Here is a 21,402-nt window from a genome sequence, read left to right as displayed (position 1 = left end):
TTACCTCTTGGCCGCTACCTGGAATGCATTATCCAGATCGGCGATTAAATCTTCGTGATCTTCAATTCCCACCGAGATACGCAGCAGCGTTTCGGAAATGCCTGCCGCCGCACGCGCCTCTGCCGACATGCCCGCATGGGTCATGGTAGCCGTGTGGGAAATCAAGCTTTCCACGCCGCCCAGCGATTCCGCCAGGGTAAATAATTCCAGCGCTTTCAGGAAACGACGCAGCGTGGCTTCGTCACCGTCAAACTCAAAACTTAACATCGCGCCGAAACCTTTTTGCTGACGTACCGCAAACTGATGGCCTGCATTTTCCGGCAGTGACGGATGATACAACTTTTTCACCAGCGGTTGTTGCTTCAGATAATCAACAATCGCCAGCGCATTACGCTGTGCGGCTGCCATGCGCGGTGCCAGAGTGCGCAGACCGCGCAGCAGCAGATAGCTGTCAAAAGCCGCTCCGGTGACGCCAATATTGTTGGCCCACCAGGCGAGTTCGGTCACGTGCTGCGGATCTTTCGCAATGACCGCGCCTGCCACCACATCCGAGTGGCCATTCAGGTATTTGGTACAGGAGTGGATCACCAGATCCGCACCCAGCGCCAGCGGGCTCTGCAATGCCGGGCTGAGGAAGGTGTTATCCACCACGCTAATCGCGCCCGCCGCAGAGGCAGCCTGACAGATAGCGGCAATATCCACCACGCGCAGCAGCGGGTTGCTAGGGCTTTCAATCAGCACCAGCTTTGGCTTCTCATCCAGCGCCGCCTGCAGCGCCGCTTCGTCACCCTGGTCGACAAACTTCACGCGATACGCGCCGCGCTTGCTCAGGCTGTCGAACAGGCGGTAGCTGCCGCCGTAGCAATCGTGCGGAGCGACCAGCAGGTCACCCGGCTTCAGGAACACGGTACACACCAGGTGGATCGCCGACATCCCGGTATTGGTCATCACCGCCCCGGCACCGCCTTCCAGCTCCGCCAGCGCACGCTGCACCACATCGCGGGTCGGGTTGCCGCGCCGCGAGTAGTCATGCGCACGCGGCTCGTTGAAATCGGTAAAGTTATAGGTGCTGGAAAGGTGGATCGGGGGGACAACGCAGCCATATTGCTCGTCATCATTCAAACCGCTGCGTACTGCGATGGTTGCCTGTTTACGCGTCATGGTGCACAAGTTCCTGCTGGATAATAAGAGAAGTGTTATAGAGTAAAGCGGGTGAGTATAGACGTCAATACATCTGGACATCTAAATGTCTTTGCGTATAGATTGAGCAATGCGGCAATAACCGTTAGAATTATGTCGATATCCCCCAGAGAAAGTTGTGCCATCTCTATGTGATGGCGACAAACTTCGGGCATAATTAGCCGAATTTCGGCATTTCCAATTTAATTGATTAAGGTAGCCCATGGCTGAGTGGAACGGCGAATATATCAGCCCTTACGCTGAACACGGTAAGAAGAGCGAGCAGGTCAAAAAAATCACGGTATCCATCCCGCTGAAGGTTCTGAAGATTTTGACCGATGAGCGCACGCGCCGTCAGGTTAATAACTTGCGTCACGCCACCAACAGCGAACTGCTGTGCGAGGCGTTTCTGCATGCGTTTACCGGACAGCCACTGCCGGATGATGTCGACCTGCGGAAAGAGCGCAGCGACGAAATTCCCGAAGAAGCGAAAGCCATCATGCGGGAAATGGGCGTCGATCCCGATACCTGGGAATACTAAGCGCCTGCAAGTCATTCGGTTATCCGGTCGGGCACCTGATTCAGTATTGGGTGCCCGGCTTAACCGGATTGCCAGATAGCCACGATGGTGTCTGTACCCCCCTTTACCCCTCTTCGACCCTATCCGCTTAACGGCACGTTGTCGTTTGCTACCGTATGCTCCGCCTGCTCAAAGATAATGTTTACTCTTTATAGCAACTCAGTTCATTGAAGCCTGTAGAGTATAAAATCGGAATACTGAGCAGATAAAACGGAGATGACCACGGAGGTTAAAACTGTTGCGCGAAGCCTGGCTCGAAAGAATACCGTTAGTGATTCAAACTGCCCCTCCTGATTGCAGTTTCATTATAAACAGGAGCCCGCACAATATGAGATAGTTTTGTAAATTCAGCAGTCAGCGTAGGGGCGTTAATTTCACCACCATAAAAAAAGGATAAGAGCCAATGCCTGTTCAGGTATAACAAATCACCAGCCGCTGATTTATTCAGATTTAAATAATAAGTGAGTTATTTTACGACCCAGCAAAGAAAAAGACACTAATACACTGATAGTTATGACGAATTCCGAAACTTCAGCGGAGGGTGTATAGACGAAAAATTGCGGAGAGATGCCCGCGCCGCTGAGAAACAAAAATCCAGTCATCATTGATAATAATAATATCAGGTTTTTTAAAAAAAAGAGTTTCAATTCATTCTCCTTATGACCCGCCCAAACTAGCAGCGAGTGATAGCTGTTTTCGGCTACAGGGATCGTCCGCTTCACCTGAATAACATCCTCCAGGCACACTGAAATAAATACATCACACTATTTTAATTTGCAAATTTTGTTTTCAAAATATCTGGAAATTACTGCGAGGGGAACTTTATTATAAGCTCACATTCTTTTACAGTTCGTTGATTTATATTATTTATTTTTAAAATGGTGTCTATATAATTTCCCAAATGAAGATATAAAATTATCAATCTCAAGCTTCAGGCACAAAAAAACCCAGCCGAAGCTGGGTTTTTTCTTACATCTTACCGGGTGCTTATTTAGCGCCTGGGATGCTGAAACGCTTGTTGAAGCGGTCAACACGACCACCGGTAGCAACATCACGCTGCTTGCCAGTGTAGAACGGGTGGCAGTTACCACACACGTCCAGGTTCAGGTCGTGACCCACGGTAGAGCGGGTTTTGATTTCGTTACCGCAAGAACATTTAGCAGTAACTTCAGCGTAATTAGGGTGAATACCTTTTTTCATGGGAAAACCTCAGTTAAGGCCGTGTCGCTCTCCCGCGCCAGGATAACTCCTGCACCGGCACCACACGAAGATTAATGTTTCAAGTGAAGTTGATACCAAAATGCCGTACCAACGGCGGCGAACTATACAGAAATTAACCACACACCGCAATCGGATCCGCACATTGAGGAAGACTCAGTGTACACTAACTGGCTTAATTTTTCACCCGGATGAATTCATGCCCGTTGTTCAGGTCGCGCTACCCGTTCCGCTTGCCCGCAACTTTGACTATCTGTTGCCACCTCACCTTATCAGCCACGCCGTGGTGGGTGGGCGAGTGACCGTGCCGTTCGGCAAGCGTAAAGCAACCGGCGTGGTGGTGGCGATTGTCGAGCAGAGCGACTTCCCGCTCGACCAGATGAAGAACGTCATAGAGGTGCTGGACAGCGAATCGCTCTACCCGGCTTCGCTGTGGCGCATCCTGCTGTGGGCGGCCGACTACTATCACTTTCCGCTGGGAGAGGTGCTGTTCCACGCCATGCCGGTGCTGCTGCGCCAGGGTAAAGCGGCGGAAGAAGCGCCGCTGTGGCAGTGGGTGATGACCGAAGAAGGCAAGGCCACCGCGCCGGAAAGCCTGAAGCGCGCGCCAAAACAGCAGCAGGCACTGGCCGCCCTGCGCAACCGCCCGCTGTATCGTCACGAAGTCAGCCAGCACGACATCACCGAAGCAACGCTACAGGCGCTGCGTGCCAAAGGGCTGTGTGAACTGCGTCCGCAGCAGCGTGCCCGCGAGGACTGGCGCACCGGCTATGCCGTCAATGGCGAGCGCCTGCGCCTGAATACCGAGCAGGCCACGGCGGTCGGGGCGATTCGCAGCGCCGACGACTGCTTCTCCGCGTGGCTGCTGGCAGGCATCACCGGCTCCGGCAAAACCGAAGTCTACCTCAGCATGCTGGAAAATATTCTGGCCAGCGGCCGCCAGGCGCTGGTGATGGTGCCGGAAATCGGCCTGACGCCCCAGACTATTGCCCGCTTTCGCGAGCGCTTTAATGCCCCGGTCGACGTGCTGCACTCCGGCTTAAATGACAGCGAGCGCCTGGCCGTCTGGCTGCGCGCGCGCAGCGGCGAAACGGCGATCGTCATCGGCACCCGCTCATCGCTGTTCACGCCGTTTGCCCGCCTCGGCGCAATCATTATTGATGAGGAGCACGACAGCTCCTATAAGCAGCAGGAGGGCTGGCGCTACCATGCCCGTGACCTGGCGGTATTTCGCGCGCGTCAGGAAAATATTCCGATTGTGATGGGTTCCGCCACCCCGGCACTGGAAACCCTGCATAACGTTCAGCTGGGGAAATATCGCCAGCTCAGCCTCAGCAAGCGCGCCGGGAACGCCACCAAAGCCACTCAGCTACTGGTCGACCTGAAGGGCGTGAAGCTGCAGGGTGGGCTGTCACCGATGCTGATCAAAAAAATCGGCCAGCATCTGAAAGCGGATAATCAGGTGCTGCTGTTCCTCAACCGGCGCGGCTTTTCCCCCACCCTGCTGTGCCACGAGTGCGGCTGGATAGCTGAATGCCAGCGCTGCGATCGCTATTACACTCTTCACCAGCATCAGCGCCAGCTGCGCTGCCACCACTGCGACAGCCAGCGCCCGGTGCCGCATCAGTGCCCACAGTGCGGCTCCACCCATCTGGTGCCGGTCGGATTAGGCACGGAACAGCTGGAGCATAATATCGGGGCGCTGTTCCCCGACGTGCCGCTGACGCGTATCGACCGCGACACCACCAGTCGTAAAGGCGCGCTGGAGCAGCAGCTGGCGGAGGTGCACCGCGGCGGTGCGCGTATTCTGGTCGGCACCCAGATGCTGGCGAAAGGCCACCACTTCCCGGACGTTACGCTGGTGTCGCTGCTTGACGTCGACGGCGCGCTGTTTTCCGCCGATTTCCGCTCGGCGGAGCGCTTCGCCCAGCTTTACGTGCAGGTCGCTGGCCGTGCCGGGCGCGCAGGCAAGCAGGGGGAGGTGCTGTTGCAGACCCACCACCCTGAGCACCCGCTGCTGCAAACCCTGCTGCATCAGGGCTACGATGCCTTTGCCCATCAGGCGCTGAGCGAGCGCAGCAGCGTGTTCCTGCCGCCATTTACCAGCCACGCGCTGTTCCGTGCTGAAGACCACGATAATCAGCAGGCCAGCCTGTTCCTGCAGCAGCTGCGTAACCTGCTGGAAGCCAGCCCGCTGAATGATGAATCGTTCTGGGTCATGGGTCCGGTGCCGGCACTGCAGGCAAAACGCAGCGGTCGCTACCGCTGGCAGCTGCTGTTACAACACCCTTCCCGCGCCGTATTGCAGCGGCTAATCAAATCCAGCCTGCCGCTGATTAACACCCTGCCGCAAGCGCGCAAAGTCAAATGGACGCTGGATATCGACCCGAGCGAAAGCTGAGAACGTAACCGGTTGCGTGGCAAAGTTATGCGGCAGATCGAAAAAAGTCGCACAAGTCACAATTTTTATGCAAATTAAGTAACAGCACGTCGTTAGATCTGTTAAGAATGCGGAGTTATCCGCTCGGCTCGCGGTAAACGTCATTATTGCCATAAAAAATCGTCATCAGTTGGTCAGGTCAGCTCAGGCTGGCGTGAGGAGAAAAGCGTTGGGGCACAATCAAGAGACAACAGCAGCGACCATGAAGGACGTGGCTGAACACGCAGGCGTATCGACGGCAACCGTCTCCCGCGCGCTGATGAATCCGGAAAAGGTCTCTGCGGCGACGCGTTATAAAGTAGAACAGGCAGTGATCGCCGTGGGTTACTCCCCCCACTCAATGACGCGCAGTTCGCGACGTAGCGAGTCACGTACTGTACTGGTGATCGTACCGGACATCTGCGACCCGTTCTTTAGTGAAATCATTCGCGGCATCGAAGTCGTGGCGGCTTCCGAAGGCTATCTGGTGCTGATTGGCGACTGCGCACACCAGAATCAGCAGGAAAAATCCTTCCTTAACCTGATGCTGACCCGGCAGATTGACGGCATGGTGCTGCTCGGTTCCAACGTGCCGTTTGAAACGGGCGTCGAGGAGCAGCGCAACCTGCCGCCGATGGTGATGGCCAACGAGTTCGCCCCGGAGCTGGAGCTGCCAACGGTACATATCGACAACCTTACCGCCGCCTTTGAAGCCGTCAACCATCTGCAAAAACTTGGCCATCGCCGTATCGCCTGCATAGCCGGGCCGGATGATATGCCGCTCTGCCAGTATCGCCTGCAGGGCTACATCCAGGCGCTGCGCCGTCACGGCATCCCGGTCGATCCGCAATATATCGTGCGCGGTGAATTCAGTTTCGACGCGGGTTCACAGGCGATGAAACATCTGATGAGCCTGCCGAAACCGCCCGACGCGCTGTTCTGCCACAGCGATATTATTGCGCTTGGCGCCATGGCGCAGGCGAAAACGATGGGCCTGCGCGTGCCGCAGGATATTTCTCTGATTGGCTTTGATGATATCGAACTGTCGCGCTACAGCGACCCGCAGCTCACTACCGTCGCGCAGCCACGCTTCAACATTGGTCGTGAGGCAATGCTACTATTGCTGGAGCAGTTACAGGGCAGAATGGTGAGCAATGGCTCGCGCCTGCTGGATTTTGAGCTGAAAATTCGCGGCAGCACCGCCCCCTCACTGCGCGATGAGGCGTAACCCTGGTGCGGCGGGAGTAGAATCAGCATATTCTTAGACATATCGCTGCTGGTCAAACTTCCGACCCTTGAGTAACATGGCGGGCTATAACCGGGCGCCCGACCCCCCTGCTTTCTGCCCGGCCTTACCTTCATTGATTATTAGCGGAACGATAGTGGCACAAAAAGATTATGTAGGCCGCGGGCGTTCGACAGGGACGCGTCGCAAAAAGACCAACAGTCGCAGCAAGAAGCGCAGCAGTGGATCCGGTGTATCAAAAATCATGGTAGTGCTGGCAGTTGCCGTTCTGGTCACCTTTATTGGTGGGCTGTGGTTTATTGCACATCATAAAAAAGAAGATGTGCCGGTGATCCCCGATCATAAAGCCACCGGCAACGGCCTGCCGCCGAAGCCGGAAGAGCGCTGGCGCTATATCAAAGAGCTGGAAAATCGTCAGCTCGGTGTCCCGACGCCGACCGAGCCAACCTCCGGCGGCGAAGCGCACTCGCAAACGCAGTTAACCGACGAACAGCGCCAGCTGCTGGACCAGATGCAGGCCGATATGCGCCAGCAGCCAACCCAGCTCAACGAAGTGCCGTGGAATGAGCAAACTCCGGCGCAGCGCCAGCAGACGCTACAGCGCCAGCAGCAGCAAACCCAGCTGCAGCAGCAGTCGCGCATGCCACAACAGCAAACTCAGCAGCCGGTGCGCACTCAGCCGCAGCAGGCACAGCAGCCCGCCACGCCGCGCCCGGCACCCATCACGCCGGTCACGCGTGAGCCGGTGCGCCAGCAGCCGAAGCAGGAAACTGCCGCCGCCGCGCCGAAAGTGGAAACTAAGCCGAAAGAGGCCGAAAAAACCAACGGTCAGCGCTGGATGGTGCAGTGTGGATCGTTCAAAGGGACCGACCAGGCGGAATCCATCCGCGCCCAGCTGGCCTTCGAAGGTTTTGAAAGCCGCATCACTACCGGCGGCGGCTGGAATCGCGTGGTGATTGGTCCGTATAACAACCGCAGCGGAGCCGACAGTACCCTGAAACGCCTGCGCGGTTCCGGCCACTCAAATTGTATTCCTCTCTCTGTGGGGGGTTGAAACCCTCTAATCTCGCCCCATATCTGATTGCATCAGTGCCCCGCACAAAGCGTGCGGGGTCATCTTCCGACTGCAACAAGGGGTCTGCCCGTGACAACAATAGTAAGTGTACGACGCAACGGCCAGGTAGTAATTGGCGGTGATGGCCAGGCTACCCTCGGCAATACCGTAATGAAAGGCAACGTCAAAAAAGTGCGTCGTCTCTACAATGACAAAGTCATTGCCGGTTTTGCTGGCGGTACTGCAGATGCCTTCACCCTGTTTGAACTTTTTGAACGCAAACTGGAAATGCACCAGGGTCACCTGGTGAAAGCGGCCGTTGAGCTGGCAAAAGACTGGCGCACCGACCGTATGCTGCGCAAGCTCGAAGCGCTGCTGGCCGTGGCCGACGAAAACGCCTCGCTGATCATTACCGGCAACGGTGACGTTATCCAGCCAGAAAACGACCTCATTGCCATCGGTTCGGGCGGTCCTTACGCTCAGGCAGCAGCCCGTGCGCTGCTGGAAAACACCGACATCGGCGCGCAGGATATTGTGGAAAAAGCGCTCGGTATTGCAGGCGATATCTGCATCTATACCAACCACAATCTCACCATCGAATCACTACCGTCTAAAGCGTAAGGATCCTAATTTATGTCTGCTATGACTCCGCGCGAGATTGTCAGCGAACTCAACAGATTTATCATCGGCCAGGATGGCGCAAAGCGTGCCGTGGCTATCGCCCTGCGTAACCGCTGGCGCCGCATGCAGCTTGATGAAGAGCTGCGTCATGAAGTGACCCCAAAAAACATTCTGATGATCGGCCCGACCGGCGTCGGTAAAACCGAAATTGCCCGCCGCCTGGCGAAGCTGGCTAACGCGCCGTTCATCAAGGTTGAAGCCACCAAGTTCACTGAAGTCGGCTATGTCGGTAAAGAAGTGGATTCAATTATCCGCGATTTGACTGACTCTGCGCTGAAAATGGTGCGTTCTCAGGCTATTGAGAAAAACCGCTACCGCGCCGAAGAGATGGCGGAAGAGCGTATTCTTGACGTGCTGATCCCACCGGCTAAAAACAACTGGGGCCAGAACGAAACGTCGGCGGAACCGTCTGCTGCTCGCCAGTCATTCCGCAAAAAGCTGCGCGAAGGCCAGCTGGATGACAAAGAGATTGAAATCGACCTGGCCGCCGTCTCCGCCAATGGCGTGGAGATCATGGCGCCTCCTGGTATGGAGGAGATGACCAGCCAGCTGCAGTCGATGTTCCAGAACCTCGGCGGCCAGAAGCAGAAACCGCGCAAGCTGAAAATCAAAGAGGCGATGAAGCTGCTGATTGAAGAAGAAGCGGCGAAGCTGGTCAACCCGGAAGAGCTGAAGCAGGAAGCCATCGATGCGGTCGAGCAGCACGGTATCGTGTTTATTGATGAGATCGATAAAGTCTGTAAGCGCGGCGAATCCTCCGGCCCGGACGTCTCTCGCGAAGGCGTACAGCGCGACCTGCTGCCGCTGGTAGAAGGCTGTACCGTATCGACCAAGCACGGCATGGTGAAAACTGACCATATTCTGTTTATCGCCTCCGGCGCATTCCAGGTGGCCAGCCCGTCTGACCTGATCCCTGAGCTGCAGGGCCGTCTGCCAATCCGCGTTGAGCTGCAGGCGCTGACCACGCACGATTTCGAGCGTATCCTCACCGAGCCAAGCGCCTCAATCACCGTGCAGTATAAAGCGCTGATGAATACCGAAGGTGTAGAGATTAACTTCACCGAAGACGGCATCAGCAAAATCGCCGCCGCCGCGTGGCAGGTTAATGAAACCGCTGAGAACATCGGTGCGCGCCGCCTGCACACCGTGCTGGAGCGTCTGATGGAGGAGATCTCCTATGACGCCAGCGACCTGACCGGGCAATCGTTCACTATCGATGCCGAGTACGTCAGCAAGCACCTGGATGAACTGGTGGCCGACGAAGACCTCAGCCGCTTTATCCTGTAATCCCTGCTCCCCTCATCCCGGCACCTGCCGGGATTTTTTTATCCTGCCTGCGCCTTGACCTGGATTAACACTTCCCGGCGCCGTCGCGCGTAAACTGCTCGCTGAACCCGCTCTGGCATTCGCCGGACTCGACCTGTCGCGGATCGGAGGCGCAACCCCCTATGGAAAACAGCCAACTGGCCCCCTTAATCAGTCAGCCACAGGCCTGGCTGGAGAGTTTGCGCCTGCGCACGCTGCCGCTGGCCTGCGCCTCCATCATTACTGGCAGTGCGCTGGCGTGGTGGCAGGGGCACTTCGACCTCACCACCGCGCTGCTGGCGCTGCTGACCACCGTACTGCTGCAGACCCTCTCTAATCTCGCCAATGATTACGGGGATACCGGGAAAGGCAGTGACAGTGCCGATCGCATTGGGCCGCTGCGCGGGATGCAGAAAGGGGCCATTAGCCGCTACCAGATGCGTATTGCGCTGGTCTTCACCGTGCTGCTGACGATGGCGAGCGGCATCGTACTGCTGTCACGCGCCTGCCGCTCGCTCAGCGATATGCTGGGCTTCCTTGCCCTGGGCGCGCTGGCGATCGTTGCGGCGATCGCCTATACCGTCGGGCGCAAGCCTTATGGCTACCTGGGCCTTGGCGATCTCTCCGTGATGATATTTTTTGGCTGGCTGGGGGTGATCGGTAGCTGGTATCTGCAAACCCACCAGCTCAGCATGCTGCCGCTGCTGCCTGCCAGCGCCTGCGGGCTGCTGGCGACCGCAGTGCTGAATATCAACAACCTGCGCGATATTGACAGCGACCGGCTGAACGGTAAATTCACCCTGGCCGTGCGCCTGGGCCCGCTGCGGGCGCGGCACTACCACCGGCTACTGCTCGCCGCAGCCTCACTCTGCCTGGCATGCTTCACGCTGCGATATAATCCCCATCCCGCCGGCTGGCTGTTCCTGCTGAGCGTCCCGCTGTTGTGGCAGCAGGGCAGCAGGGTGCTGCGCGAAACCAGCCCCGCAGCGATGCGCCCGATGCTGGAAAAAACGGTGAAAATGGCCCTGCTGGTGAACGTGCTGTTTGCCGTTGGATTGCTGCTCAGCTAATTGCGATGTGCTTGACCCATCGCAATTTTTAACAATTGATGATTTTGCCAACAGCCGGGTTTAAGCGATATACTTACCCCCCCTGTAGCAAACAGACGAAAACCCTATGAAATACGATACTTCAGAACTGTGCGACATCTATCACGAGGACGTGAATGTCGTTGAACCGCTCTTCTCAAACTTTGGTGGGCGCACCTCGTTTGGCGGGCAAATCATCACGGTAAAATGTTTCGAGGACAACGGTCTGCTCTATGATTTGCTGGAGGAAAACGGTCGTGGCCGCATTCTGCTGGTTGATGGCGGCGGCTCGGTACGCCGGGCGCTGGTTGATGCCGCTCTCGCAAGGCTGGCAGTGGAAAACGAGTGGGAAGGCATCGTGGTGTACGGCTCAGTGCGCCAGGTAGACGATCTGGAAGAGCTGGATATCGGCATTCAGGCGATTGCGGCGATCCCGGCGGGTGCAGCGGGTGAAGGCATTGGTGAAAGCGACGTGCGGGTTAACTTCGGCGGCGTCACCTTCTTCTCCGGTGACCATCTGTACGCTGATAATACCGGTATGATCCTCTCGGAAGACCCGCTCGATATCGAATAAGCGAAAACGGGTGCCTGCGGCACCCGTTTCTCTCTACAGCTCTCTGTTTTAACGAGGGAGCAGCATTACACCTCTTCCATTTTTCCCAGCAGTGCACGCAGACGTTCCTGCCACACATGCTGCTCTTCCTTCAGGTGCTGGTTTTCGCGCACCAGCGCATCAGTATTACCCGACGCCTGCTGAACCTGCTGGTTCAGATTACCGTTCTGCTCTTTAAGCTCTTCGATTTCCATCTGCAACAGCGTGATGGTATCAATCGCCTGCTGCACTTTCGCTTCCAGTTTCTCAAACACTTCAAATGACATTTCTTAACCTCTCCTATTCGCAGGGCGTTGATGATGCTAGCCGCAGGGGTGAGGAATGAACCGGCATTCCGCGGATAACAACGATGCCCCGATTGTAAGTAGAGCGGCACCCCAAGTCCAGCAGCGAACCCGCACGGGGCGCAGTCTGTAACAATTTTCGGTCTAGACCTGGTTTATGCAACAACTCACCGGGGAAAATGTAAGGTCAGGGTTAATAATTTGCGCATTTCACGCGCGATCAAACGCGCATCCAGGCGTTTCTGGAAAGGAAAAAGACGCGAAAACGCTCATTTTTATGACGCGCTACACAATTTTTGATTTCGCTATTTCTCGTTTATGCTCGTTAACGATAAATTCACAACAGCCCTACATAAGATTTGGGTGGTTCACGGATGAAGCAAAACTAAGATGGTAAACATTTAACCTCGCCTTCAGGAATTTCATCATGAGTCATACAAGCACACTTAAAGGGCAGTGCATCGCCGAGTTCCTTGGTACTGCTACGATCATCTTCTTTGGTGCTGGCTGTGTCGCAGCTATGAAACTCGCCGGTGCCAGTTTTGGCCAGTGGGAAATCAGCATCATCTGGGGTATTGCCGTTTCAATGGCGGTCTACCTTAGCGCCGGTATCTCCGGGGCGCACCTCAACCCTGCCGTCACCGTCGCACTGTGGTTATTCGCCAATTTCGAAGGCCGTAAAGTCATTCCCTACACCCTTGCGCAGGTCGCCGGAGCGTTTTGCTCTGCTGCACTGGTTTACGGTCTTTACTACAATTTATTCCTCGACTACGAACAGACGCATCAGATGGTACGCGGCAGCGTTGAAAGCCTCGACCTCGCGGGCATCTTCTCCACCTATCCCAACCCGCATATTGGCGTCGGCCAGGCCTTCCTGGTTGAGATGGTGATCACCGCGGTGATGATGGGGCTGATTATGGCGCTGACCGATGATGGCAACGGCCTGCCGCGTGGCCCAATGGCGCCGCTGCTGATTGGCCTGCTGATCGCCGTTATCGGTGGTGCGATGGGTCCACTGACCGGATTTGCACTGAACCCGGCACGTGATTTCGGACCAAAACTGTTCGCCTGGGTTGCTGGCTGGGGTAATGTTGCCTTAACCGGCGCCCGTGATATCCCTTATTTCCTTGTTCCGATCTTTGGCCCACTGGTCGGCGCAAGTCTCGGTGCCTTTGGTTACCGCGCCCTGATTGCCAACAACCTGCCAGGCAAGGTTGCTGAAAAACAGGAAAAACCGGTGCCACGCGCTGCACAGCGTAAAGCATAATCCTGCTAACTGCCTACACCATCAGGAAATTATTATGACCGTAGAAAAAAAATACATTGTCGCGCTCGATCAGGGAACCACCAGTTCCCGTGCCGTGATTCTGGACCACGATTCCAACATCGTCGCCGTGTCGCAGCGTGAATTCCAGCAAATTTACCCGAAAGCGGGCTGGGTTGAGCATGACCCAATGGATATCTGGGCATCGCAGAGCTCTACGCTGGTTGAAGTGCTGGCACACGCAGACATTAACTCCGATGAGATTGCCGCCATTGGTATCACCAACCAGCGCGAAACCACCATCGTCTGGGAAAAAGAGACCGGCAAGCCGATCTACAACGCTATCGTCTGGCAGGACCCGCGTACCGCCGACTACTGCGCCAAACTGAAACGCGAAGGTCTGGAAGAGTACATCCGTCATACCACGGGCCTGGTGATTAACCCGTACTTCTCCGGGACCAAAGTGAAGTGGATCCTCGACCACGTAGAGGGCTCACGCGAGCGCGCGCGCCGTGGCGAACTGCTGTTCGGTACCGTCGACTCCTGGCTGGTATGGAAAATGACGCAGGGACGGGTTCACATTACCGACTACACCAACGCCTCACGCACCATGATGTTCAACATTCACAAGCTGGAGTGGGATCAGCGCATGCTGGAGATCCTCGATATCCCGCGTGAGATGCTGCCGGAAGTGAAGTCCTCCTCCGAAGTTTACGGCCAGACCAACATTGGTGGTAAAGGCGGTACGCGTATTCCTATCGCCGGTATCGCCGGTGACCAGCAGGCAGCACTGTACGGCCAGCTGTGCGTACAGCCGGGCATGGCGAAAAACACCTACGGCACCGGCTGCTTTATGCTGATGAACACCGGTACCGAAGCGGTGACCTCTACCCACGGCCTGCTGACCACCATCGCCTGCGGCCCGCGCGGCGAGGTTAACTACGCGCTGGAAGGCGCCGTGTTTATCGGTGGCGCATCCATTCAGTGGCTGCGCGATGAGATGAAGCTGATTAACGACTCCACCGACTCCGAATACTTCGCCACCAAGGTAAACGACACCAACGGCGTGTATATGGTGCCTGCATTTACCGGTCTGGGCGCGCCCTACTGGGACCCGTATGCCCGTGGTGCGATCTTCGGCCTGACGCGCGGTGCCAACGCTAACCACATTATCCGCGCAACCCTGGAGTCGATTGCCTATCAGACCCGTGATGTACTGGAAGCGATGCAGAACGACGCCAACACCCGCCTGCAGTCGCTGCGCGTCGATGGGGGTGCCGTAGCCAACAACTTCCTGATGCAGTTCCAGTCCGATATTCTCGGCGCGCGCGTTGAGCGCCCGGAAGTGCGCGAAGTCACCGCGCTCGGCTCGGCTTACCTGGCCGGCCTGGCGGTCGGGTTCTGGAAGGATCTGGACGAAGTGCGCGCCAAGTCAGTGATCGAACGTGAGTTCCGCCCAAGTATCGAAACCACCCAGCGTAACGTGCTGTACGCAGGCTGGAAGAAAGCGGTCGCCCGTGCGCAGGCATGGGAAGAGGCTGACGATAAGTAACTCCCCCTGCCCGCGGTCGCCAGATCGCGGGCATCCTCCTTCCCCTCCCTCTTCCCTGTGATAAACTTCCCGCCTCATTTGTTTCCTTAAGGCATGTCATGAAACGAGAACTGGCGATTGAATTTTCCCGCGTCACCGAAGCGGCAGCACTGGCTGGCTATAAGTGGCTGGGGCGCGGCGACAAGAACGCAGCCGATGGCGCTGCGGTACACGCGATGCGCATTATGCTCAATAAAGTCGATATCGATGGTCAGATCGTGATTGGCGAAGGGGAAATAGATGAAGCGCCGATGCTCTACATCGGTGAGAAAGTCGGTACTGGCCGTGGCGATGCGGTGGATATCGCCGTCGATCCCATTGAAGGTACCCGCATGACCGCGCTTGGCCAGGCCAACGCGCTGGCGGTGATGGCGGTGGGTGACAAAGGCACCTTCCTGCACGCCCCGGATATGTACATGGAGAAACTGGTGGTCGGTCCCGGCGCCAAAGGTGCTATCAACCTCGATCTGCCGCTGGAAGAGAACCTGCGGCGCATTGCGCAGGCTCTGAAGAAACCGCTGGCAGAGCTGACCGTTACGCTGCTGGCGAAGCCGCGCCACGATGCGGTGATTGCCCGTCTGCAGCAGCTTGGCGTGCGCGTGTTTACCTTCCCGGATGGCGATGTCGCCGCGTCGATTCTGACCTGTATGCCGGACAGCGAAGTGGATGTGATGTACGGCATCGGCGGCGCGCCGGAGGGTGTGGTCTCAGCCGCGGTGATCCGCGCACTGGACGGCGATATGCAGGGCCGCCTGCTGGCACGTCACGACGTTAAGGGTGACACGCCAGAGAACCGCCGCCTGGGTGAAGAGGAGCTGGAGCGCTGCCGTGCGATGGGGATTGAAGCAGGCCAGGTGCTGGCGCTGGACCAGATGGCGCGCAACGATAACGTGGTGTTTTCCGCCACCGGCATCACCAGCGGCGATCTGCTAAAAGGCATCACGCGCAACGGCAATATGGCAACCACTGAAACCCTGCTGATCCGCGGTAAATCACGCACCATTCGCCGCATCCAGTCGATTCATTACCTCGACCTGAAAGACGAAAGTTTGCATCAGTATATTTTGTAAAACCTGGGGCGGGCATGCCCGCCCCCTACACGATCCTGTAGGGGCGATGGCATGCCTCGCCCTGTATTTACGCCGCATGCGGCTGCGGATGCTTCGACAGCGGCAGCCAGCACAGCAGGATCAGCAGCGCGGTGCCAAACATCAGCATCCCCAGGCTGAACTGACCGTTCTGCGGCAGCAGCGCCGACAGCCAGGCGGTGATGCCGGACCCCAGATTCTGTAACCCCCCCACCAGCGCCCCGGCGGTACCTGCCATATAGGGCCACGGCTCCATCGCACCGGTGGTCGCCAGCGGAAACAGCATCCCGGCACCAAAGAAGAACAGCGATGCCGGCACGATCAGCGTCCACAGATTCATCACCCCGAGCCAGCCCGGGATCCACATCATCACCCCCGCCAGCAGGCAGCTATTCACCGCGTACCACATCACGGTGGTAAACGAACGCTCGCTGCGCCCGGCAAACCACGCGCCGAAAAAGGCAGCGGGCAGCGGCAGAATAAACAGAACGCTCACCGCCAGGCTGCTGTAACCCAGTACGCCGCCCATCAGCACGCCGCAGCTGGCCTCAAATACCGCAATCCCAGACAGAGCACCGATCAGGATCAGCAGATAGCGCACAAAGCTGCTGTCACCGAGCAAGGGCCGGTAGCGCGAGAAGAACGGGCGAGGCGGTAGGCCACTCGGGCGGGTTTCCGGCAGCCAGCGCAGCATGACGGCAGCGACCATCAGGCACAGCAGCAGCAGGAAAGCAAAGCAGGCCTGCCAGCCAAACAGGTGCGTCAGCCCGGCCCCGATTACCGGCGCAATGAGCGGGCTGACCAGAATGCCCATGTTGAGCAGGCTGTTGGCATGGCGTAGCGCGCTGCCCGAATAGAGGTCGCGCGGCATAGTACGCGCCATCACGCCCGCCACGCCGGTGCCCATGCCCTGGATCGCCGCCCCCAGCACCAGTCCGTTCAGGCTGTGCGCCAGCAGCGCGGTCAGCGAACCGGCAATAAATACCGCCATGCCAAACAGGATCACCGGACGGCGGCCGATATTATCCGACAGCGGCCCGTAAAACAGCTGGGACGCGCCGTAGGTCATCAGGTAAGCCGCCATCACTCGCTGCACCGCGCCGTCGCCCACGTGAAACGCCTCGGCAATGGTCGACATCGCCGGAACGTAGATGGTTTGCGCCATCTGTCCCACGGCCAGCAGCGCTATCAGCATCACTAACAGATGCCCGTTTTCTAATTTTTTCATCGCTTAGCGTCATTATAAAGAGGGGGAAAGTTCACTCAGTGAAGAGTGATCTGCCAGATATCCCGGCATAATGGCGCTGAAAATATCAGGATTGCGTGACAAAGCGAGGGGTCGGCAGAAAATAGCGCACGCCGCGCTGTCAGCAAAAGCAGGCGCAGCTGTAAATCATTTTTTACGCTACGTTTATAGAGTGCTCATACTTTGTCGATACGAGCTTTCGCATCGGCCAGCGGCTGGAAAAAGTCGCGACAGCTGGCGAAGATAGCCGCAGAGATGCCAATGATGTCGCAAATGAATTAAGGAGTTTTTTATGGCCGTTTGGGTCAATGCCCGCGTCAGTAAAGTGATCGACTGGACCGACAGTTTATTTAGCCTGATCGTCAACGCCCCCATCGACCCCTTCACCGCCGGTCAGTACGCAAAACTGTCGCTGGAGATTGACGGTGAACGCGTGGTGCGCGCTTACTCCTTCGTCAATGCTCCCAGCAATGAGAACCTGGAGTTCTACCTGGTGACGGTGCCGGAAGGAAAGCTCAGCCCGCGTCTGCACGCGCTGAAACCGGGCGATGAAGTGATGATTACCCAGGACGCACAGGGCTTCTTCGTCATCGACGAAATTCCCGAGTGTAAGAACCTGTGGATGCTGGCAACCGGCACCGCTATCGGCCCGTATCTGTCGATTCTGGAGGAAGGTAAAGGGCTTGAGCGCTTCGAGAATATTGTGCTGCTGCACGCGGCACGCTATGCGCAGGATCTGAGCTATCTGCCGCAGATGCAGGAGCTGCAGCAGCGCTACAACGGCCAGCTGCAGATCCAGACCGTGGTCAGCCGCGAGGAGAGCCCGGGCTCACTGACCGGCCGCGTCCCGGCCCTGATTGAGAGCGGCCAGCTGGAAGCCGCTACCGGGCTGACCATTGATGCCGAAACCTGCCACGTCATGCTGTGCGGCAACCCGCAAATGGTGCGCGACACTCAGCTGGTGCTGAAGGAGACGCGCGGCATGCGTAAACATCTCAAGCGCAAGCCGGGCCATATGACCAGCGAGCACTACTGGTAATCAACCGCCCGCCGGCGCAGAAATGCCACCGACTGCGCCGGTTTGCCAAAGCGGTTATCGCCGGGCGTGCCGGCAAGGGCTCCCAGCTCCACCAGCATACTGACGAGGATCAGCGTCGGGATAAAGCGCCCCACCAGCCACTGCGCCTCACCGGGCAGCATGGCCCAGTGCCCGGCCATCAGCATCCAGCCCAGCACCAGCAGCAGCGCCCACTGCCCGCCTTTGTTGCGGTCATGCAGCCGCTTGACCAGCACCGCACTGCTCGGCCACAGCAGCGCCACCACGCAGAACGCGGCGGTCTGCGTGTCGACCAGGCCTTGACCGGCAATCGTAAACAGCAATACCAGAAGCAGCAGCCAGGTGGCCTGCCATATCCAGAAGTCGCGCCGCCCCAGCCGGCCACGAAAAGAGAAACACCACTGTTGTAAGGTCATTATTTTTATCTCAGAGTTCCAGGTGCCTTTGACTTTACCGGTCATTGTCCGTTTTAATCTTGAGCTGAGTTTACTGGTTAGGGCCGATGAAATGAAGAATGCACGATGGGCAGGGATTGCACTGCTAACCACCATGAGCTTCGCGGTGGCTCACGCAGCGCCTGAGCCCCAGGCGCGAACCGAACATCTGCCGGCAGCCCCGTATTTGCGGGCGGGTTCTCCCACCTTTGATATGACTATCGGCCAGTTTCGCGAAAAGTATAATGCTGCCAACACAACGTTACCGTTAAGTGAATATCGCGCCATTGACAGTAGCGGCGACAAAAGCAATTTGACGCGTGCTGCCAGCAAGATCAACGAAAATCTTTACTCCTCAACGGCACTGGAGCACGGCACCGGCAAAGTCAAAACGCTGCAGATCACCTGGCTACCGATCCCCGGGCCGGAGCAAAAAGCCTCGCGCGATAAAGCCCTGGCGTATATGGCCGCGTTTGTGCGCTATTTTGAACCGATGTTGAGCAATGAACAGTCCCTGAAGCGCGTCAATGACCTGCTGGCAAAGGGTAAAGGCTCCCGATATTTCCAGCAAACCGAAGGCGCATTGCGCTATATCGTTGCTGATAATGGCGAAAAAGGGCTGACGTTTGCCGTCGAGCCGCTGAAACTGGCGCTGGCTGCCCCCTGAGAGCGGATGCGCAAAGGATGACGAAAAGCAAAGCCTTTGCGATGTTTGATCTCTATACTGTCTGGCAGACAATGCTGCCCGTTGGCAGCTTTAATACTCTCAAAGCGTGGAGGATAGAATGCGACATCCATTAGTTATGGGTAACTGGAAACTGAACGGTAACAAACAGATGGTCAACGAGCTGATCGCCGGTCTGCGTACCGAGCTGAGCGGCGTTGATGGTTGTGGCGTAGCGATTGCTCCGCCTGTGATGTATCTGGATCAGGCTAAACACGCCATTTCCGGTAGCCACATCACTCTGGGTGCGCAGAACGTCGACGTTAACCTGTCTGGCGCCTTCACCGGTGAAGTTTCTGCTGACATGCTGAAAGATCTTGGCGCAGAGTACATCATCATTGGTCACTCTGAGCGCCGTACCTACCACGCGGAAAGCGACGAGCTGATCGCCAAAAAATTCGCCGTGCTGAAAGCGGCTGGCCTGACCCCGGTGCTGTGCATCGGCGAAACCGAAGCTGAAAACGAAGCGGGCAAAACCGAAGAAGTTTGCGCACGTCAGATCGACGCCGTGCTGAACAGCCAGGGCGCTGAGGCGTTCAACGGCGTGGTTGTGGCTTACGAGCCAGTCTGGGCCATCGGAACCGGTAAATCAGCGACTCCAGCGCAGGCTCAGGCCGTGCACAAGTTTATCCGTGACCATATCGCGAAGAAAGATGCTGCTGTGGCCGCTCAGGTCATCATCCAGTACGGCGGTTCCGTCAACGACAAAAACGCGGCAGAGCTGTTTGCTCAGCCAGATATCGACGGTGCCCTGGTGGGCGGCGCATCACTGAAAGCTGATGCTTTCGCGGTGATCGTTAAAGCAGCTGCCGCTGCGAAAAAAGCCTGATGATCTCCCCCTGCCCCTCCCGGGGCAGGGTTTAAGCAAACGCGTCAACCAGCGCTTTCAGCCGCTCTGCACTCTGTACAAACCCCTCTCGTGGCATATTGGTCACGCTCAGCACCAGTCCGTTTTGACAGCGCGAACCTGCCTGATACCACACCGACAGCGGTGAGGGAGCCATACCGTATGCCAGCGCCTCGCGGGCGATGCGCGTATCCCGGCTGCCCGGCGGCAGTACAATCACCACGGCCAGCCCCGCTCGCTGCACCTGCGGGAACAGCGGCAGCAGTGCCGCCAGCATCAGCGCCAGCCGCTCGCTGTAGAGCCGCTTCATGCGGCGCAGATGGCGCATAAAGTGACCTTCGTGCATAAACTCCGCAACGGCATTGTGCAGCACGAACGAGGATGCCGGCGCCATCAGCGCCGCCGCCTCAGAGAAATGCGCCGCTTGCGCTGCCGGCACCACCAGATAGCCCAGCCGCAGCGCCGGGCTAAGGTTTTTACTGAAGGTGCCAATATGCAGCACCCGGCCGCCGTCCAGCGCAGCCAGCGCGGGGGCAGCACGCCCCTGCAGCTGTAACTCGCCAAGGTAGTCATCCTCGATAATCCAGCTGTTATACTGCTGCGCCCAGCTCAGCAGCGCGCTGCGGCGCGCCAGCGACAGCGTCATTCCCAGCGGCGCCTGCTGTCCGGCCGTCACCAGCGCCGCCGCGGCATCGGGTGCCAGCCGCAGCCCCTCCGCCACTAAGATCCCCTGTTCATCCACCGGCAACGGCACGTTCTCGACCCCGGCCAGCGTCAGCGCCTTACGCGCCAGCAGATAGCCCGGATCTTCCGTCCACACGCGCTGCCCGCGCAGCCCGAGGGCGAGAAAAATCAGCCCGAGCGCCCCGGCATAGCCATTGGTGATAATGATTTGCGCCGTATCGCAGCGGATGCCGCGCGCCATCGACAGATAGCTGACCAGCTGCTGGCGCAGCGCCAGGCTACCGCGCGGATCCGCATAGCCTGTCGGCTTACTCGCCATTTCACGCGCGTGGCGCGTCACAATGCGCGACCAGACCTTGGCCGGAAACGCATCATCGGCCGGCACGCCCATCTGAAAGGTCAGCGGCACGCTGTCGAAGGCATGCACGATATCCGCCAGCGGCGGCAGCACCGCCGATTCAGGCTGCGGGCTACGGGTTGCCAGCGGGCGCGTGACCTCCGCCACCCAGGTGCCCGCGGCGCCTTTCGCCACCAGCAGCTGGCTGTCGACCAGCATGTCATACGCCGCACGCACGGTGCCGCGCGCCACGCCGAGCTGCGCCGCCAGGTCACGACAGGAAGGCACCCGTGCGCCGGGCGTCAGCCGCCCCTCTTCCACCGCCTGGCCGATCGCATTGCGGATCTGCTCGCTGAGCGAGTGGGTAGAATCGCGTGTTAACGCAATATCCAGCCCCGATGGACCACTGTTTTTGTCAATTCCTGGCACTTTCGGCTACCCATAAAACCGGTAAAAATGACGC

General features: G+C 57.7%; 20 protein-coding genes. 14 read left to right on the top strand and 6 right to left on the bottom strand.

Going from position 1 to position 21,402, the window contains the following annotated elements; translation table 11 throughout:
* A complete protein-coding gene (gene metB / locus J2Y91_RS08725; RefSeq protein WP_133622283.1) occupies positions 1-1,161 on the bottom strand; it encodes a cystathionine gamma-synthase in 1,161 nt (386 codons plus the stop codon).
* A 241-nt stretch (positions 1,162-1,402) separates the two neighbouring features.
* Between metB and metJ the strand changes: the two genes are divergently transcribed.
* On the top strand, positions 1,403-1,720 hold the full coding sequence (gene metJ / locus J2Y91_RS08720; protein WP_013200201.1) for a met regulon transcriptional regulator MetJ: 318 nt from the start codon (positions 1,403-1,405) through the stop codon (positions 1,718-1,720).
* Positions 1,721-2,746: 1,026 nt separating this feature from the next.
* Here metJ and rpmE read toward each other — a convergent pair.
* The gene (rpmE, locus tag J2Y91_RS08715; RefSeq protein WP_048914285.1) at positions 2,747-2,959 is read right to left on the bottom strand and encodes a 50S ribosomal protein L31; all 213 of its coding nucleotides are present in this window, start codon (positions 2,957-2,959) and stop codon (positions 2,747-2,749) included.
* 217 nt (positions 2,960-3,176) lie between these two features.
* Here rpmE and priA point away from each other — a divergent pair, with 217 nt between their 5' ends.
* From priA to rraA, 7 genes are all read left to right on the top strand, one after another.
* Entirely contained in the window at positions 3,177-5,378 is a 2,202-nt protein-coding gene (gene priA, locus J2Y91_RS08710) for a primosomal protein N' (RefSeq protein WP_048914284.1), read from the top strand.
* Positions 5,379-5,586: 208 nt separating this feature from the next.
* On the top strand, positions 5,587-6,624 hold the full coding sequence (gene cytR / locus J2Y91_RS08705; RefSeq protein ID WP_099753994.1) for a DNA-binding transcriptional regulator CytR: 1,038 nt from the start codon (positions 5,587-5,589) through the stop codon (positions 6,622-6,624).
* Between the two features lie 154 nt (positions 6,625-6,778).
* Positions 6,779-7,696, top strand: a complete 918-nt coding sequence (ftsN, locus tag J2Y91_RS08700) for a cell division protein FtsN (protein ID WP_133622284.1) — start codon at positions 6,779-6,781, stop codon at positions 7,694-7,696.
* 90 nt (positions 7,697-7,786) lie between these two features.
* The gene (hslV, locus tag J2Y91_RS08695; RefSeq protein ID WP_048914281.1) at positions 7,787-8,317 is read left to right on the top strand and encodes an ATP-dependent protease subunit HslV; all 531 of its coding nucleotides are present in this window, start codon (positions 7,787-7,789) and stop codon (positions 8,315-8,317) included.
* A 12-nt stretch (positions 8,318-8,329) separates the two neighbouring features.
* Positions 8,330-9,664 carry an ATP-dependent protease ATPase subunit HslU gene (gene hslU, locus J2Y91_RS08690; protein ID WP_048914280.1) on the top strand — a complete coding sequence of 445 codons (1,335 nt, stop codon included), beginning with the start codon at positions 8,330-8,332 and terminating at the stop codon, positions 9,662-9,664.
* 161 nt (positions 9,665-9,825) lie between these two features.
* A complete protein-coding gene (locus J2Y91_RS08685; RefSeq protein WP_133622285.1) occupies positions 9,826-10,752 on the top strand; it encodes a 1,4-dihydroxy-2-naphthoate polyprenyltransferase in 927 nt (308 codons plus the stop codon).
* Positions 10,753-10,858: 106 nt separating this feature from the next.
* Positions 10,859-11,344, top strand: a complete 486-nt coding sequence (gene rraA, locus J2Y91_RS08680) for a ribonuclease E activity regulator RraA (RefSeq protein WP_048914278.1) — start codon at positions 10,859-10,861, stop codon at positions 11,342-11,344.
* 65 nt (positions 11,345-11,409) lie between these two features.
* Here the strand turns inward: rraA and zapB are convergent, their stop codons facing one another.
* On the bottom strand, positions 11,410-11,649 hold the full coding sequence (zapB, locus tag J2Y91_RS08675) for a cell division protein ZapB (protein ID WP_048914277.1): 240 nt from the start codon (positions 11,647-11,649) through the stop codon (positions 11,410-11,412).
* Positions 11,650-12,094: 445 nt separating this feature from the next.
* On the opposite strand from zapB, the gene J2Y91_RS08670 reads away from it, so the two are divergent.
* From J2Y91_RS08670 to glpX, 3 genes are all read left to right on the top strand, one after another.
* Positions 12,095-12,934, top strand: a complete 840-nt coding sequence (locus tag J2Y91_RS08670; protein ID WP_133622286.1) for an MIP/aquaporin family protein — start codon at positions 12,095-12,097, stop codon at positions 12,932-12,934.
* A gap of 34 nt (positions 12,935-12,968) precedes the next feature.
* Positions 12,969-14,483: a glycerol kinase GlpK gene (glpK, locus tag J2Y91_RS08665; RefSeq protein WP_048914275.1), complete on the top strand. Its 1,515-nt coding sequence runs from the start codon at positions 12,969-12,971 to the stop codon at positions 14,481-14,483.
* Positions 14,484-14,581: 98 nt separating this feature from the next.
* Positions 14,582-15,592, top strand: a complete 1,011-nt coding sequence (gene glpX, locus J2Y91_RS08660; RefSeq protein ID WP_133622287.1) for a class II fructose-bisphosphatase — start codon at positions 14,582-14,584, stop codon at positions 15,590-15,592.
* Positions 15,593-15,659: 67 nt separating this feature from the next.
* On the opposite strand, the gene emrD is transcribed toward glpX, so the two are convergent.
* Positions 15,660-16,838 carry a multidrug efflux MFS transporter EmrD gene (emrD, locus tag J2Y91_RS08655; RefSeq protein WP_048914273.1) on the bottom strand — a complete coding sequence of 393 codons (1,179 nt, stop codon included), beginning with the start codon at positions 16,836-16,838 and terminating at the stop codon, positions 15,660-15,662.
* Positions 16,839-17,148: 310 nt separating this feature from the next.
* Here emrD and fpr point away from each other — a divergent pair, with 310 nt between their 5' ends.
* Positions 17,149-17,895, top strand: coding sequence for a ferredoxin--NADP(+) reductase (fpr, locus tag J2Y91_RS08650; protein WP_048914272.1), 747 nt, complete (start codon positions 17,149-17,151; stop codon positions 17,893-17,895).
* Here fpr and J2Y91_RS08645 read toward each other — a convergent pair.
* Entirely contained in the window at positions 17,886-18,329 is a 444-nt protein-coding gene (locus tag J2Y91_RS08645; RefSeq protein ID WP_048914297.1) for a DUF805 domain-containing protein, read from the bottom strand. The genes fpr and J2Y91_RS08645 overlap by 10 nt on opposite strands.
* Before the next feature lie 91 nt (positions 18,330-18,420).
* Here J2Y91_RS08645 and J2Y91_RS08640 point away from each other — a divergent pair, with 91 nt between their 5' ends.
* Both J2Y91_RS08640 and tpiA read left to right on the top strand, forming a co-directional pair.
* Complete coding sequence (locus tag J2Y91_RS08640; protein WP_133622288.1) at positions 18,421-19,014, top strand: DUF1454 family protein; 594 nt, start codon at positions 18,421-18,423, stop codon at positions 19,012-19,014.
* A gap of 118 nt (positions 19,015-19,132) precedes the next feature.
* On the top strand, positions 19,133-19,900 hold the full coding sequence (tpiA, locus tag J2Y91_RS08635; RefSeq protein WP_048914271.1) for a triose-phosphate isomerase: 768 nt from the start codon (positions 19,133-19,135) through the stop codon (positions 19,898-19,900).
* A 31-nt stretch (positions 19,901-19,931) separates the two neighbouring features.
* Here the strand turns inward: tpiA and pdxR are convergent, their stop codons facing one another.
* Positions 19,932-21,368 (bottom strand): MocR-like pyridoxine biosynthesis transcription factor PdxR, encoded by a 1,437-nt coding sequence (gene pdxR / locus J2Y91_RS08630; RefSeq protein WP_133622289.1) that lies wholly within the window; start codon positions 21,366-21,368, stop codon positions 19,932-19,934.
* Positions 21,369-21,402: the final 34 nt, after the last annotated feature.

It is taken from the genome of Erwinia aphidicola, from assembly GCF_024169515.1.
Classification (GTDB): domain Bacteria; phylum Pseudomonadota; class Gammaproteobacteria; order Enterobacterales; family Enterobacteriaceae; genus Erwinia; species Erwinia aphidicola.
The sequence above is the reverse complement of the archived record's forward strand: the minus strand, read 5'-3'. Positions and strand labels throughout refer to the sequence as shown.